We start from the raw sequence: 16,829 nt of genomic DNA on the forward strand, positions 1-16,829 counted from the left end.
TTGCGGCTTTGTGGTCTTGATGCAACTCGAATTTTTTAGTCTCAGCCTTAAACTGTCTACTTCACTCGTTCTGCTTTTTCACGCGCCGATCGTTCCAGCGAAAAGATAATGCGCTGCAGCTCGCGCTCAACGGCCGGGTTCACATTCAGGAAGCGGAAACTCAGGCGAGGAGTGCTGATGGTCTGATTTTTGTTGTCGATCACTTTTCGTTCAGAAAGCGTTATCAACTGCATATCAAAATGAAATTTACCCCACTGCACTAAATCTATTTCCACTTGTGAAAAACGCATTCCGGCGCTCAACCCTTCAGGCAGAGGCCCGTCAACTAATGCACCCATTCCCCCTAATGACAAATCACATAGTCTGAACTGGAATGGAGAGCCATTAGAGAGCGTGGTATTGCAAAGGTAATAGGGCTGAAGCGGGGCACTGATGCGAAAATATTCCCGGCGTTGCACAAACCACAAAGCGGGAGGTAGCGGGGCGTGGAATGCGGGTAAGTTCAGGTAATCTATAACCTGCATTTTAGGCATTATAAACTCTACCTTCGCCCCTTCCGTCTCAGCGATGAACTGTATGTTGGTCGCTTTTTGCGCCGACTGATTTTCATGCCCCTGGCTTCCAAAATCCACGATCAAACCATTTGCCGTGACCTCAAGGATCTTGCTGATAAATTGCCCCGATGGCCAGCTCAGACGAACCGGCACTTGGTTTTTATGGAGATCACGTAACACGCCTAATACTGCCAGAGGACTTTGTTTCAGAAACTGCTCGTTATAGTTACTCAAGGCCAGGTCCATGTTGTGGTGTTTTGAAAGCGGTAAGCAAACTTATCGGCAATAATGTAAAAAACTTAAGATAAATCTCAAGGCGTGAAGCGGATAAATTCAATAGCTTAGTGATGTTAGTCACACTTTCCTAACATTTGATTATACTTAGCGTACCGACAGACAGAACTCGCGGCCAAACTGATGCGGATTCTGGCTTGTTACCACACACAATAATGAAGAGGATGTTCAACATGGGTATTCTGGCCTGGATTATTTTCGGTTTGATAGCTGGTGTTATCGCAAAACTAATTATGCCTGGAAAAGACGGCGGCGGTTTTATCGTGACCTGTATTTTAGGGATTATTGGTGCTGTCGTTGGTGGATGGATTGCAACATTTCTTCATATCGGCGGCAGTGTCACGGGCTTTAACTTGCCAAGTTTCCTTGTCGCAGTAGCCGGTGCGATTATTGTTCTGGTTATTTACCGCATGGTTCGACGCTAACTATTCTCGCCATGCCTGAAGTTGCCTCGGCGTTGGCTGTACTCACTCCAGTCACTTACTCGAGTAAGTGACTGGAGATTCCTGAGTTTGCTGCCTTGATGCAATGCCAGGTATTCAGAGAATAGGTTTTTAGGTATTTTGTAACGGCCCCAGTTCTGGGGCCGTTTTACGTTGACTACTTTTGCGTGAAGAAATCGTTGTACAGCATGTAGAGATGCGCAGCACTCCAGGAGAAATTCGGTGCCCCCTGTTGCGCGCCATTAAGCGGATTATAGTTCTCGCGAATTGGACCATCGCTCATCAGGCCATTGGCGTGGGCAAAGAAACGATTAGCCATCTCCACGGCATCGGCGCGATAGCCATAACGTTCCATTCCTTTTAGCCCAAAGTAGAATTGATCCACCCACACTCGTCCACGCCAATAAATATCAGCACCAAATGCCGGATTCGTCAGTGCGGCAGTCCCCAGTGGCACGTAGGTATTAAACTCTCTCGGATCTTTCATGACCTTCACGACGGCATCCGCATGTGATTGAGTGGCGGCGCCATTAAATAATGGTGACCATCCTTCCGGTCCCTTGCCCCGTGCAACTATTGGTTTGCCTGCACAGCCATTGGCTAACGGTTTATCTTCAATCCGAATGTCGTAATAGAAGCCTGTGGCATCGTCGAACATACAGGTGTTGATATAACTGGCCAGTTTCTTAGCATGTTGACTAAAACGTTGTTCATCTTCCGGTTTGCCGAGAATTTTTGCCATTTCAGCCAGATAGCTGCTGTCACTGTACATATAGCTGGCCTGATCAACAGACTCCTGCAAAAGTGAAAAACCGACAAGGCTCCCACTCGAATCGCGGTTTTCAGCAAACAGTACCTGCCAGTCTTCACGCTTGCCGCCTTTATCCAGATAACGTTGCAACTGGTCAGGGTCGATAAAGCCAAATACGGAAGCATCATCACGTCCGGACTCCCACGAAGCAGCAACCTGAGCCGGAATATCAATGCTGTCATATTTCCCGCTACGCAAAACCCGGTTGTAGTTATCAAGCCCTACCATTTTTTGCTCTTTGCTACCGCGCTTGACGGTAAAGATCATTTCACCTTTTGCGGTGTTATGGGCTTTGTCACGCGTGGCACCATATTCCGGTACACCATTTCTGTTGTGGTCACGATTACGTAGCCACCAGTCGTGATAGGCCACCAGATGCGGATACATTTCCTCAAGCCAGCCTTTATCACCCGTCGCTTTGTAGACTTCCATCACAGACCATGCGGCAAGGCTTGGCTTGGTATTGCGTTCATTCCAGTTGCTGCCATCACCGCCACGCTCCGGGCTGGTGTTATAGGCAATTAAATCTGGAACAAAGCCTGCATCCCATGGGCGTAACGGGTCGTCTGTTGGAATCTGCCAGGCGAAGACTGCGCGGATGTTATCTTTTGCCACGTCAGGATTGAAATGCGCCATAGCGTAAGCCTGCTTCCAGGTATCCCACGGCCAGGTCTGGTTGCCGGAAAACCAGCGTCCAGTTACAGATGGTGTGACGGAGTCAAACTTCATCGCACCTGCCACGCCACGCCAGTTTCCATTCAGCGTTTCGATAGCTTTTACTGCCACACGGGTTTGCGCCGCCGTCGCGGCAGGGTTTTTTAGCCCTGATTTCAAATAACCTTCCCACCGCTGTTCGGATGCCGTCAGATATGGCTGAGGATGTTTGAGAATATCGGCGATTTTACTTTGTTCTTTTTGTACTTCAGCAGCTGTCAACAAATGAGAATAAGTGGTGTAGAGGGTGGTTGAACCTTCAATATTGGCTTTTGCAACAAATCGGTGGCCGTCAATTTGGGTGCGCATCGGCAGCGTTTTATGGATTTGGTACTGTGATTGGCCAGATGTCATCAGGTTTGAGTCGGCACGTACTTTGCCAAAAGTGACATTCAGACCATCTGATGTGGCATGCAGCGTGCGGGTGTAGCCCGGAAACGCCTGCTCAATGGTTTCATCAGACTGAGGTTTTTGCTCCTGAAGATGGTACTTCTCCAGTAACTCGCCATCCCAAACCAGCTCCAGTGGCGCGTCAGTCGTGATTTCTGTTTCCAGCAATGAAGTGCGTGATGTAACAAAGCGCAGCGTCATTTTCACTGTGACACCAGGGGATATGAGTGTCTGTATCAATGCCCCTGGAATGCTATATGCCTTCATAGTAAACGCGATTTTCTTGCCATTCTGATACACACTCAGACGGTCGAAATTATTCGCCATAAAGTTGATGTACTCTTCGGTCAGCAAAGCTGGGCCTGGAAAACCACCCATGCCTTCGCTACTTGCTGGCAGCAAATGCCCATGCCAGGCGCCATCATCAAAAAGCGGATTAAAGCGTTGATGTTCGTCGAAATCGTAATCAAGCATCGCGTGCGGCGCACCGGTGCGGTCTATAACGTTCTGGAAATCATTGGCCTTAAGGGCTGTCGTATCTTGGTGTGTGGATTTGCATCCTGACATTACGAGCAGTATTGCAAGTGGGGTAAGTCGTAGTAATGGTTTCATGCCGTTTCCTTACCGATCAAAGAGCTCATCATGAGTATTTCACTCGGCCGTATTATTGTTATGGCAGTGTAAAAGTTAGTTATCTTAGATAATTTTTTACTAAAAAATACACTTGAATTAGCAAAGCGCCAGCTGGATCACAACTTCAAATTGCAGTAAAAGTGGTTAAACTCCGGGGTATACATGGCTGTCATGTGCCATTAAGCTATTGTTTTCACCTATTGATTATTGGGATCTTATGGCTACATTGAAGGAAATCGCTCATGCGGCTCAGGTATCTGTGGCTACGGTTTCACGGGTCCTGAATGACGATCCCACACTGAGCGTTAAGAGTCAGACTCGCCAGAAAATCCTCGAAGCGGCAGAGCGGCTGGAGTACAAAGTCCCCAGCGCCAAACGTCAGGCCGGCCAGCGTCTTACCTTTGCTGCTCTTTATACCCATGGGCAAGAGCTGGAAATCAACGATCCCTATTACCTGGCTATGCGCTATGGCATTGAAACTCAATGTGAAAAGTTAGGTATTACGTTGGTTTCCTGTTACGACTTCAAAGGCGATCGCCCGATGGTTGCAGCCGACGGTTTACTGGTCATTGGTAAACCCCAGCCTGCAACACAGGCGGTGCTTGAGCAGCAGGATTTACCGTTGGTGTATCTCGATGGGGTGACTAACGATCCACGGTTTGACTGTGTGAGCGTTGATTTAGCAAAAATTAGCCAGAAGGTGATCGATTTCTTTATTTCACGTGGCTATCTGCGTATCGGTTTTATCGGTGGTCGGGATGACCCTGAATATGCCGATCAGCGCGAACAGGCGTTTGTTGATTATGGGCGGAGTAAAAAAGTCGTTCAGCCGCAGGATGTTTACTACGGGGATTTTAGTAGCCAGGCCGGGTACCAATGTGCGATGAAAATGCTTGCCTCATCAGGTGATTATCCACCAGCATTATTTGTCGCGACCGACTCCATTGCGATTGGTGTTTTGCGCGCTCTGCACGAACACGGTATTAAAGTGCCGGAGCAACTGGCTCTGATAAGCGTCAACGATATCCCTACCGCGCGCTTTGTTTACCCGGCACTTTCAACGGTAAGAATTCATTCCGAAACCATCGGTGCGCAGGGCGTTAACCTGCTGATGGAGCGCCTGCGCGATGATCGCACCATCCCGCTGTCGGTTTTTGTCCCCAGCTCTTTACAATTGCGTGACACGACAACATCTGAATAAAATCAATAATTAATCTCATAAGCCCTGCTGGTTTCTTACATCAGCAGGGCTTTTTATTTATATCGCATGTTGATTTATTGTGATCGCTACGGCATTTAGTAAACTTTAATTTTTAGTTTTACTAAATATTTACTATTGTTTGCCCATACCCACGTAATGAGGATGTTGGCGTGAACAATTGGGAAAACATAGAAAAACAATCTGAGAACCGACTGCCACCGCGCGCCTGGTTCCATGGCTATGGCAGTGTTGAAAAAGCAAAAGAGCTAAACCGCGAGCAAAGCCTGGGCTTTGTGTTGCTAAGCGGGAAATGGACGTTTAACTATTTCGACCACCCGCAAAAAGTCCCTGACGCGTTTTACCACCAGCCTATGGTGGAGTGGGGGGAGATCACTGTTCCAGGTATGTGGCAAATGGAAGGCCACGGTAAACTGCAATATACCGACGAAGGTTATCCGTTCCCTATCGATGTGCCTTTTGTTCCCACCAACAACCCAACCGGTGCCTATCAGCGCCAGTTTTCGCTACCGTCCGACTGGTTACAACGCCAGGTCATTATTAAATTCGACGGTGTAGAAACCTATTTTGAAGTTTACGTAAATGGCCACTATGTAGGCTTTAGCAAAGGCAGTCGTCTGAGCGCCGAGTTTGATCTCAGCCCGTATGTGAAGGCTGGAGAGAACCTGCTGAGCGTGCGGGTGATGCAATGGGCTGATTCTACTTATATCGAAGATCAGGATATGTGGTGGATGGCCGGAATTTTCCGCGATGTTTACCTCATTGGTCAGCCACAAGTTCACATCCATGACTTAACCGTGGTGACGGAATTTGATGAAAACTACTGTGATGCTGAGCTTCAGGTATCGTGCGACTTAAACAATATATCGACCACACCTGTCGTGGGCTTACAGCTGCATGCACAATTGTTTGATGGCGAAAAATGTATTGCTGAACAACGCCTCGATGCACTTAGCTTACAGAACAGTGCCAACTGCCAGTTCTTGATACCGGTAAAACAACCGAAGCAGTGGAATGCAGAGCACCCCAATCTGTATTTACTGCTGCTTACGCTGCGTGATAGCCACGGTGAAATCATCGAAGTGGTGCCACAGCAAGTCGGGTTCCGCGATATTAAAGTGCGCGACGGCCTGTTTTACGTTAATGGTCGTTACCTGAAATTGCATGGTGTGAACCGCCACGATCATGATTGCCTGAAAGGCCGTGCAGTCGATATGGCGCGTGTTGAGCGTGACATCATCCTGATGAAGCAGCACAACATCAATTCAGTACGCACAGCCCATTACCCGAACGATCCGCGTTTCTATGCATTGTGCGACCAGTACGGTCTGTTTGTAATGGCAGAAACTGATGTCGAGAGTCACGGTTTTGCAAACGTCGGGAATATTAGCCGTATCACCGACGATCCAGCCTGGGAGCAAGCCTACGTTGAGCGTATTGAACGCCACGTTCTGGCGCAGAAAAACCATCCTTCTATCATCATCTGGTCCCTGGGTAACGAGTCAGGCTACGGCTGCAATATACGTGCGATGGCTGCTCGCTGTAAGCAACTTGATCCCACTCGTCTTGTGCACTACGAAGAAGATCGCGACGCCGAAGTCGTGGACGTGATTAGCACCATGTATTCACGCGTCTCAATGATGAATGCCTTTGGCGAATATCCGCATCCGAAACCACGCATTATCTGTGAATACGCCCATGCAATGGGCAACGGACCCGGCGGGTTAGCACAATACCAGGCCGTATTTAATCAACACAAAAGTTTGCAAGGGCATTACGTCTGGGAGTGGTGCGACCATGGTTTGCTGGTGCATGACGAGCAGGGACGTGAGCGCTATCAGTACGGCGGTGATTACGGCGACTACCCAAACAACTATAACTTCTGCATGGATGGGCTTATCTATCCGGATCAACGCCCAGGCCCTGGCTTACGTGAATACAAGCAGGTGATCTGCCCGGTCAATATTCGCCCGACGCAGCAGGGTGATGTACTGCTGGTGGAGAACCGTTACTGGTTCAGCGCCCTTGGAGACATCGAGTTCAAGGTTGCGTATCAGGTTGATGGCCAAACCATCGCGCAGCAAATATTGTCACTGCCGCACTTGCTGCCAGGTGAAGCCGAAGAGCTGCAACTGACCGCACCTGTGCTGCCAGCGGGTGAAGTATTTATCAATGTTGAAATTGTTAAGCGCAGTGCGACAAGCTGGAGTGATGCGATGCACTCGCTTGGTCAGTTCCAAATCTTGCGTCAGCAGGCGGTTTCTCGCGAGTCATTACCACTCAATCAACACAGCGCAATACGCTGTGAAACGCAGCAACACAGCCTGGTTATCAGCGGCAATCAATTTGCTCTGACTTTCTGTCGCCTGAGCGGTGAGCTGGTTTCATGGTTGGTAGACGGTGAGGAGATTGTTGGGCGTGCACCGCATCTGACCTTCTTTAAACCAACTATCGATAACCACAAACAGGAATTTGAAGGTTTGTGGCAGCCGTATCACGTACACCTGATGCAGCATAATTTCCGCACCATGCGTCATTTCCCGCAAGGTGAAGATATTGTCGTTGAGATTACCAGCACGATTGCACCACCGGTGTTTGATTTCGGTATGCGCTGCACTTATCAGTGGCGCATAACTCCGGCAGGTCATGTCAGCCTGGATTTGTCAGGTACACCATATGGAAATTATCAGGCCATTATTCCAAAAGTTGGCCTCGATTTCGGCATCAGCACACGCTTTAAACAGGTTGAATATTATGGCCGTGGACCGGGTGAAAACTACGCTGACAGCTGCCAGAGCAATCTGATTGGCCATTACCGCCAGCCAGTAGAAAGCCTGTTTGAAAACTATCCGTTCCCGCAGGATAACGGTAACCGTCAGGATGTGCGTTGGTTGAGTGTTGAAGATGAAAAGGGTAACGGTATTTTCATCCAGCCACGTAAGCCGATTAATTTTAGCCTCTGGCCATATAGCGCAGAAATGTTGCAACAGGCGCAGCACATTAATGAGCTGGAAAAGGGTGATTACCTGACATTAAACCTCGATGACCAAATCCTCGGGCTTGGCTCCAACTCATGGGGTTCTGAGGTGCTCGATTCATTCCGCGTTTACCTCAAACCATTCCACTACGGTTTCACGATGTTGCCGTTCAGTAAAGCGCAGGTGGAGACGGTTGATCTCGCGAAATACGATTTCCAACCGCAAACCAACCGCGCACTTTCTTGATAGGGCAAACGTAATGATTATTTTAAATACCTTAGAAGATTTTAAGCAGACTTATCATGCGGGGAAAAAATGGCAGCGTTGTATCGAAGCCATTAATAACCTCGAAAATATTAAGCCTGATATTTTTTATTCGATTGGTGATTCATTGGTTTATCGCCTTGCAGAAGGTCCAATAAATAATATGGATTTATTTGAAGGGAATCGCCGTTATTTCGATGTTCATTATTACATTGCGGGACAAGAAACAGTTGAGGTTGCAGCGAAAAACGAGTTAACCCTTGAAATGGCCTACAGCGATGAAACTGACCGTGAGTATTTTTGTGGCCAGGGCGTTAAACATCAACTTAAAGCAGGAAACATTATCATCTGCGAAAACCACGAAGCACACCGCTTCTCGCAGGGGAAAGACGTTAAAAAAGTGATTTTAAAAGTCACGATTGAAGAAACGTATTTTCTAAATAAATAGGGTGTTAAACGCCTGACTGGTGTCGGATGGCGCAAGCGTCATCCGACCTACGAAAAAATTATTAAAACTTACCCTACAGTGTGGAGTTCGTATGGCTTCAACAAACAGAAATACTATTGGCAAGTTCGGGTTATTAGCGATGACATTTGCGGCGGTGTTTAGCTTCAATAACGTCATTAATAACAATATTCAGTTAGGTATCGCATCGGCACCGGTTTTCCTGGTGGCGACACTAATTTATTTTATTCCGTTCTGTTTAATTATCGCGGAATTCGTCTCGCTGAACCGTAATTCCGAAGCGGGAGTTTATGCCTGGGTGAAGAGTGCGTTAGGAGGCCGCTGGGCATTTATCACCGCTTATACCTACTGGTTTGTTAACCTGTTTTTCTTTACCTCGTTACTCCCGCGAGTCATTGCCTACGCCTCGTATGCTTTCCTGGGCTATGACTATATTTTCACGCCGTTAACGACGGCAATAATCAGCATTTGCCTGTTTGCTTTCTCCACCTGGATTTCAAACCATGGGGCAAAATTGTTGGGGCCGATGACCTCTGTCACCTCGACGCTGATGCTGTTACTTACGTTCTCCTACATCATTCTTGCAGGGGCCGCTGTGATTGGAGGTGTCGAACCGGCTGACCCAATCAACGTGCAGGCGATTACACCGCAGTTCAGTTGGGCATTCCTCGGTATTATCGCGTGGATTTTCCAGGCTGCGGGTGGCGCTGAGTCGGTAGCGGTATACGTCAATGACGTAAAAGGCGGCAGCAAAGCCTTTGTCAAAGTGATCATTTTGTCTGGTTTATTCATCGGTGGCCTGTATACCGTCTCCTCACTGCTGATTAACGTCTTTGTTCACAAAGCCGATTTGCACTATACCGGCGGTACGGTACAGGTGTTTGAAGGGTTGGCGAATCACTTTGGCTTGCCTACGTCGCTGATGAACCGCTTTGTCGGGATTGTCTCCTTCACCGCTATGTTTGGCTCATTGCTCATGTGGACTGCTGCTCCGGTGAAAATCTTCTTCACCGAAATTCCAAAAGGTATCTTTGGCGAGAAAACCGTGCACCTTAACGCCCATGGCGTACCGACGCGTGCCGCGTGGATTCAGTTCCTGATTGTTATCCCATTGATGCTTATCCCAACCGTGGGTTCCGGTAGCGTACAGGAGTTGATGAATACCCTTATTAACATGACTGCGGCTGCGTCAATGTTACCGCCGCTGTTTATCATGCTTGCGTATCTGAATCTGCGTATGAAATACGATGAGGTTAATCGTGATTTCCGTATGGGCACTCGGATGCAGGGGATCACCATTGTCAGCGTGTTGATTGTCATTTTCACCGTCGGGTTTATCGCCTCCACATTCCCAACCGGTGCCAGCATTATGACTATCGTGTTTTATAACGTCGGCGGGTTAGTTATTTTCCTGGGCTACGCCTGGTGGAAATACAACAAATACGAGAAAGGCCTGGATGCCAGGGCGCGTTATGAAGCGGATACGCCGCTTGCACAAATTGCACTTGAGCGGCAGCAAGAAGGGCGTGTTGAAGTGAGTAACGCAAGTCACGTTGGGTTGTGATTGAAAAAGCCAGCAGCGCTAAGCTGCTGGCTTCATTTATTCGCCGGGGCTAAAACTCCAGCGGATAGATCATTAGCCCGAGGCCCATCAGACAACCACCGGCAATAAACAAATGCACACGAGGATTGCGGCCACCAAATGCCAACCCCAGGTTAACAAAGCTTATCGCAAGTAATGTCATTAAAACTGCCATTGGCAACCTCCCGTCTGTTGATTACAAGGATTTTTCCACCACCACCGGAACACTTTTATACGCAGGGGTGGCGCTTTGTTTATCGTGATGGTCAAGGTCGATAAGAATATTGGTTTCCGGGTAATAAGCCCCAACCGCACCCGCAGCCATTTCGTGAATCACTACCGTTAACCCTTCGACCACTCGCTCGTGGCGCACGCCTTCGTGGTTGACGGCTTTAAGATTCACCTTGTCTCCGGCAGCAATGCCAAGCTCTTTTGCCTGTTGCGCATTAATAAACATGACGTCACGACGCCCGGTGATGCCGCGGTAGCGGTCGTTCATTCCGTAAATGGTTGTGTTGTACTGATCGTGGCTACGCATTGTGGTGAGCATCAAGGTGTTTTCTGGCAACAGCGCCTGCTGTGTGTCAGGCGTGTTGAATACGATGAAATTTGCCTTCTCATTTTCGGTGAGCCAGATTCTGTTCGATGCGCCATTCCACATTCTGAACCCCCCTGGCTGCTCAATACGCCAGTTGTAATCGGTAAACCCAGGCACCACTTGTTCGATGGCATCACGAATCAGGCTATAGTCGCCAATCATCTCCTGCCAGTTAACTTTGCTGTGTGGCAGTGTCGCCATCGCCATTCCCGCGACAATGGCCGGTTCGGAACGTAGATGCGGGGAGGCAGGCTTCAGCGCGCCGCAGGAAGCGTGCACCATCGACATGGAATCTTCCACGGTGACGCTTTGCACACCTTTTGCCTGAACATCGCGTTCGGTTCGGCCCAATACCGGCAGGATATAACTGTGTTTTGCCAGCAGCAGATGTGAGCGATTGAGTTTGGTGGTCATATGCACCGCCAAATCAAGTTTGCGCATCGCCGGGAAGGTCACTAGCGGGTCAGGCATTGCCACCGCCATGTTGCCACCCAGGCAAATAAGCGCTTTAGATTGTCCGTCGCGAATCGCTTTCACACTCTCTACGGCGGAGTGGCCGTGTTTACGTGGCGCGGTGAAGCCAAAACGTTGTTCCAGCGCCTGGAGAAATGTTTCGCCTGGTGCCTCGTTGATGCCTACGGAGCGGTCGCCCTGCACGTTGGAGTGGCCGCGCAGAGGGCAAATGCCCGCGCCGGGGCGGCCCATATTGCCTTTTAGCAACAACAGATTTGCCAGTTGCTGAATATTTTCCGAACCGTTTTCATGCTGGGTGATACCCAGGCCGTAGCTGATAATGGTGGCTTTGGATTGTTCATAGCAGTGCGTCAGTTCGCTGATTTGCGCAAAACTTAACCCGGACTCTTTGAGGATTACACTCCAGCTCGTTTTCGCTAAATCTTCTGCCAGCTCTTTGAAACCGGCAGTGTGCTCGGCAATAAATGCATTATCGATAATATCCGGCTTGCCGTGCATCTCTGCGCTACGCTGGTGTTCCAGCATCAGTTTCATCATGCCTTTAAGCAGAGCAATATCGCCACCAACGCGCACGTTATACAACCCGCTGCTGAGCGGTGTTGAACCATTGGTAAGCATATCGCCTGGGCTTTGCGGGAAACTAAACTTCTCAAGACCGCGCTCACGCAGAGGGTTTATCGTGATAATTTTTCCGCCGCGCAGTGAAACCTCTCGCAGGGTACTAAGCATGCGAGGGTGGTTGGTTGCTGGGTTGTGGCCGACACAAATGACCAGCTCGCAAGATTCAAAATCCTGGAGAGTGACCGTACCTTTGCCGATACCAATGGACTGTGGCAGGCCAACACTTGTTGGGCCATGGCACATATTTGAGCAGTCAGGGAAGTTATTGGTGCCGTATTCACGGGCAAAAAGCTGATACAGGAATGCTGCTTCGTTCGAGGCACGCCCGGAAGTGTAAAACTCTACACAGTCAGGATCGTTGTAACTACGCAGTTGCGCGCCAATTTCTTCGAATGCCTTCTCCCAGCTAATGGGCTGATAAGTATCGCTTTGGGCATCATATTTAACGGGGTGGGTTAAACGTCCGGCATCTTCAAGATCAAAATCACTCCAGTTCCACAGTTCGCTGACCGGATGTTCGGCGAGAAATTCAGGGGACACACGTTTAGTCGTGGCTTCCCAGGATACGGCTTTTACGCCGTTTTCGCACAGTTCCATTGGCGAACGGTGATCGGGGTCAGGCCAGGCACATCCTGGACAATCAAACCCTTTTACCTGATTCATCCTGAATATTGCAATCACGCCGCGACGCAGGGCTTTTTGCCCATGAACCGCCAGTGCGCTGCCTTTGACTGCGCCCCAGCCGCCCGCGGCACCGTTGTAACTGCGAATACTTTCAGCGTTCTGTTTCATTTATCTGCTGCCTAAAACGTACCTTCAATTATGCGGGCACCATAGCAAAAAAATGACGCACAACCGGGACGGCTAAGGGGTACGCGGGGGTAAGAGAACTACTACCTGATAGAAAGGGTGAGGGCCATTTGGGGTTGAAAATCGTGTTTGATTGTTAAAATAAACGGATTAAATATTCCTCTGGAATAATATTGCCACTAAAAAACACTCCTAAAGTGTTAGTTCCGGGGCGTGCCGATTTGCCATCGGACTTACTCCTTAATTTATTAGGGGTCTGCATGTAAAATGGGAGATATCCCACGCCACGAGTAAAATCTAAGCAGTATCCGCCGCCGTAAACCAGTCTGGGTTGATAGATACCTCAGTAATAAGATCTGCATAAATTTTACTCCCTTTCTGCTTAACTCCCTGCGATGATTAGGGTTTTATGAATTTCATTTAAGGACGAATGATGAATATACGTTATCCGGTACGGAAGGCTGACGGGCAGGAGTATAAGAACTATGGCGAACTCCTGACCGACTTTCATAAAAACGCCCATGGCTGGTGGCTGATTGGCGTAAATCGTTACTGGCATGGCGGCATTCATGTCGGTGCGTCATCTTCTCCGGCGTCGGTGCTCAACCAGGATACACCTGAAGAGTCTGTTCCTCTCCAGTTTATGATGGGCGGCGAGGTGGTGGCATGGCGGGTTAACCGGGATTACGTGAATATTGAGTTCCGTCGCCAGGAGTCGCCTCTGCGCCAGTCCGGTACGTTTGTGCTGGTCAGGTCGGTGTACAAATCCGACGAGCAGGATGAATCTTCATGGCTGACGCTTTACCAGCTTTACATGCACATGGCCCCGCTGTCGGAATACCCGAAACGCCCGCTTTATCGGGTCACACAGAAAGGTCACGGCGTGCGAATGCGTAAATATTCCCGTCATGATGACAGTCGCGAAATTGTGCCGGATGTCCTGTCAAATAAACACGGCCACGCCAGAACGCTGATAGTGGGTGAAACACTGGCCGTGCTGCAACAGAAATCGTTTTTGCTGGAACGTCAGCCGGAACCGTTCGCACTGGTGCAGCGTCTTGAGGACGGTAAACCAGCGGGAGCGTTTTTCTGGATCTCCATGCGCCCGGAATTTCTGGAGCCTGTCGGGGAATGTTATGTGTGTCTGCCTGACTGGATACATAATGTCCTGAATCACAGCGTGTTTGACGATGTGGTGGTACCGCCAGTCCCGCTGAAAGTGATGGTGAAAGCCGGGGAGCCGGTCGGGTTTCTGGGGGCACAGGATATGGTGGACACAGACAGATACCCGCAGACTATCACCACCGAATATAAAACCCATATTGAACTGCTGAGCCTCGATGAGCATGTGCCGGATTTTGTGGCCAACGTTAAGGGCATTAAGACGGGCAAACAGTTCATCAAACTGAAGCTGAAACGACCGCTGTATCTGCGAAACGGGGATGGTGAAGACAGTACCTTTGAGCAGATGAGCGCCATTACACGGGCTGATGCCGGAAAAATTATCCCGCGCGATGCCACCAACCCCTTTACGGATAAAACCGGGGTAACGTATTTCCAGATACGTCCCCATAGCTGGATGCACCAGGACGACGTGGAGCAACTCAGTCATCATGATTTAGCAGGGTTAAACTTTCACTGTATTGAAGCTGCCCCCACAACCGATTTTACCCGTACGCTGGACGAAAACTGGGTCATAGAGGCCCTGAAAAGCATTAACTCTCAGTTTGAGGGTGAAAAAGGGCCACAGAGCTCACAGGCAAAAATGTTTTATGACAGCGTGATCCGCATTGCTGAAAACCGGAAGTCGCTCGGCCCATATCCGGATAACTCTCAGGACGAGCTGCTCTTTGGTGCACTGCATACAAACCAGATGAATATCCCGGAATATGTGCGGCGTCTGGTCGTGAAGCACGACAGTGACTGGCACAGTACCCGCGATGACACACGCTGGGCATCGATATTTAAGAGCAGGGATGAATGTCATATTATGCAGCGAACCCACGGGGGATTTCTGGACGCCACGCGCTGGATGGATAAGGTGCCGTCGTTCGCCAGCCAGCGATCAGTATGGCATTTTCATCCGCTTGAGTTTTTATATGTAATGTCCGGTGATGATGATATGGATATAAAATGGTTAACTGTACCTAAAGGTCAGTTAACATTTGATGCTGAAGGTAATGATAATAATGATAGTCCTTATTTCAGTCGTCATATTCATTGGCCTGGAGGTGTTTCAGGGATAACGATTGGTCGAGGGTATGATCTAGGGCATCAAAGTGATCCAGAATCAGATTTTGACTCTATTGAATTAAGTCAGCCAATAAATAATTGGCTTGTAGAATCAAAAGGCCTGTCCGGTTCAGATGCTGAAAATCGTTATAATTCAGTAGATAACAGTATTGGTTATTATGAGATAACCAGGAAGCAGCAATATGAGCTTTTTGTTATTACCTACAATAGGTTAGAAGCGGATGTAAAAAGAATATGTCAGAAGCCTGATACCATCAGAGTGTATCATCCGAATCCAAATACCACTCCAGAACAAGCATGGAATGATATTCCAGAAAAAATAAAAGAGTTGCTTGTAGATCTTAGATACCGTGGGGATTACACATCCTATGCTCGTTCTTTAATTCAGCGTTACGCATATTCTGGCGATTTATCTTCATTCGGTCAGATGTTATCAAATAGAACTCAATGGTTAAATGTTCCACAAGATAGGTTTTTAAGGAGAGTTAGATTTTATGAAAATTAAATATCTTTTGTTTATTTTGTTTGCTTCATATTCTGTGGAAAATTTTGCCGCATTTTCTGAGGAAGAAAATAGCCAGCTTGCGAGTATTAATCAGAAAAGCTCAAGAGAAGTCAAATCGGCATTAGATAAATTGAATAAATCTATTGATAAACAAATTGGTAACAACCCAGAGCATACGTCGTTGATTTTGTCCCTGAAAGATTCATGGGATCAGATGATTGATAAAAAATGCCAACTGGAAACCATCGATTCTAAAGGGACTAATGCAGAAATGGCCGAAGTGAATAATTGTCTTGTTAGAAATTATCAAGAAGAAAAGAATTATTTTGATGCAATGCTTCCATAACCGTATCCACAGACTCGTAGTCTTAGTATGTCGTAACAAGCTTTTACTGTACGAATACCTGTGAGTTAAAAAGACCGCTGCAGAATTCAAATCTCGCGGCGGTCTATTTAGCATAAAGTTATCGTCTCAGCAGTTGGCCATACCAGCTCTGAGGATTTCGTTCTGGTGCTTAGTAAATCTGAAATAAATTAGCTAAAAGCATCGTTAGCTTCATCGGGGCTGATAGTGTTCTACTTAGCCCATCCGCAGTAAAGACTGATTTTCATTTGCAAAAATATACAATGGGCCAGGACAGAAAGGATATGATCTAAAATGGAGGAAAATTATGATGCGTCATTATAAATTCATGACATAGATCGCAATGTTTTTATGTGGCTCTTCATTTGCGAATAACTCATATTTTTCGTGTAATACAGCTAAACGAACGATTAATTTAAATGAAAATAAAGGCGTACTTTAGTACTCGTTAATTAAGGGTGATAAAATTGAGACATACTGGGATGAAATGGCGGCTTTGATTAAACAGGAGACATTCACTGCCTTGCTGATGATGAAAAAATTAGCCAGTTATCCAATACAGAATGGACTTGCCAAAGCACTGAGAGAGATTGGTCGCATCGAGCGGTCTTTATGCATCGATTGGGTGAAATCAGGGACCCTAGGCTGGGAACATATTAATCTGAGCGGAGATTACGTCTGGCGTAATAATCTTCATCTGGGATCCGGAAAGTATCACCCATACGCACAGTTGACATCATGTTGTACAAAAAAACTGTCTTAACGTGGGATGATTTCTGTTTTCCAAGCGGACCCCTATTAGCGTGGTGAATGAATTTAACCCATAAAAAAGCCGGTTAGTCTGCACTAACCGGCT

11 protein-coding genes and 1 pseudogene are annotated in these 16,829 nt (G+C 47.9%); 8 read left to right on the top strand and 4 right to left on the bottom strand.

Annotation, left to right across the window (positions count from 1 at the left end; genetic code table 11):
* Positions 1-56: 56 nt before the first annotated feature.
* Positions 57-788, bottom strand: coding sequence for a flagellar brake protein YcgR (gene ycgR, locus IX31_RS00970; protein WP_034457028.1), 732 nt, complete (start codon positions 786-788; stop codon positions 57-59).
* 233 nt (positions 789-1,021) lie between these two features.
* Here ycgR and IX31_RS00975 point away from each other — a divergent pair, with 233 nt between their 5' ends.
* Complete coding sequence (locus IX31_RS00975; protein ID WP_034455252.1) at positions 1,022-1,273, top strand: GlsB/YeaQ/YmgE family stress response membrane protein; 252 nt, start codon at positions 1,022-1,024, stop codon at positions 1,271-1,273.
* A 175-nt stretch (positions 1,274-1,448) separates the two neighbouring features.
* Here IX31_RS00975 and ygjK read toward each other — a convergent pair whose 3' ends face one another.
* Positions 1,449-3,818: an alpha-glucosidase gene (gene ygjK, locus IX31_RS00980; RefSeq protein ID WP_034455253.1), complete on the bottom strand. Its 2,370-nt coding sequence runs from the start codon at positions 3,816-3,818 to the stop codon at positions 1,449-1,451.
* Positions 3,819-4,056: 238 nt separating this feature from the next.
* On the opposite strand from ygjK, the gene ebgR reads away from it, so the two are divergent.
* The 4 genes from ebgR (at position 4,057) to IX31_RS01000 (ending at position 10,330) form a co-directional block, all read left to right on the top strand.
* Positions 4,057-5,040, top strand: a complete 984-nt coding sequence (gene ebgR / locus IX31_RS00985) for a transcriptional regulator EbgR (protein ID WP_034455255.1) — start codon at positions 4,057-4,059, stop codon at positions 5,038-5,040.
* A gap of 170 nt (positions 5,041-5,210) precedes the next feature.
* Entirely contained in the window at positions 5,211-8,282 is a 3,072-nt protein-coding gene (gene ebgA, locus IX31_RS00990; RefSeq protein ID WP_034455257.1) for a beta-galactosidase subunit alpha, read from the top strand.
* A 13-nt stretch (positions 8,283-8,295) separates the two neighbouring features.
* Complete coding sequence (locus IX31_RS00995; RefSeq protein WP_034455259.1) at positions 8,296-8,748, top strand: beta-galactosidase subunit beta; 453 nt, start codon at positions 8,296-8,298, stop codon at positions 8,746-8,748.
* A 91-nt stretch (positions 8,749-8,839) separates the two neighbouring features.
* Entirely contained in the window at positions 8,840-10,330 is a 1,491-nt protein-coding gene (locus IX31_RS01000; RefSeq protein ID WP_034455260.1) for an amino acid permease, read from the top strand.
* 49 nt (positions 10,331-10,379) lie between these two features.
* On the opposite strand, the gene IX31_RS23350 is transcribed toward IX31_RS01000, so the two are convergent.
* Together IX31_RS23350 and IX31_RS01005 are read right to left on the bottom strand one after the other, a co-directional pair.
* The gene (locus IX31_RS23350) at positions 10,380-10,523 is read right to left on the bottom strand and encodes a hypothetical protein (protein WP_157837353.1); all 144 of its coding nucleotides are present in this window, start codon (positions 10,521-10,523) and stop codon (positions 10,380-10,382) included.
* A gap of 21 nt (positions 10,524-10,544) precedes the next feature.
* Entirely contained in the window at positions 10,545-12,833 is a 2,289-nt protein-coding gene (locus tag IX31_RS01005) for an FdhF/YdeP family oxidoreductase (protein WP_034455262.1), read from the bottom strand.
* Positions 12,834-13,284: 451 nt separating this feature from the next.
* On the opposite strand from IX31_RS01005, the gene IX31_RS01010 reads away from it, so the two are divergent.
* From IX31_RS01010 to IX31_RS01020, 3 genes and pseudogenes are all read left to right on the top strand, one after another.
* The gene (locus IX31_RS01010) at positions 13,285-15,609 is read left to right on the top strand and encodes a lysozyme family protein (RefSeq protein WP_241767155.1); all 2,325 of its coding nucleotides are present in this window, start codon (positions 13,285-13,287) and stop codon (positions 15,607-15,609) included.
* Positions 15,599-15,955: a hypothetical protein gene (locus IX31_RS01015; RefSeq protein WP_034455263.1), complete on the top strand. Its 357-nt coding sequence runs from the start codon at positions 15,599-15,601 to the stop codon at positions 15,953-15,955. Before IX31_RS01010 ends, IX31_RS01015 begins: the two co-directional genes overlap by 11 nt.
* Positions 15,956-16,439: 484 nt before the next feature.
* A pseudogene (locus IX31_RS01020) lies at positions 16,440-16,736 on the top strand (Tn3 family transposase); the annotation flags it as partial.
* Positions 16,737-16,829: the final 93 nt, after the last annotated feature.

This window comes from Buttiauxella noackiae (assembly GCF_000737905.1).
GTDB lineage: Bacteria > Pseudomonadota > Gammaproteobacteria > Enterobacterales > Enterobacteriaceae > Buttiauxella > Buttiauxella noackiae.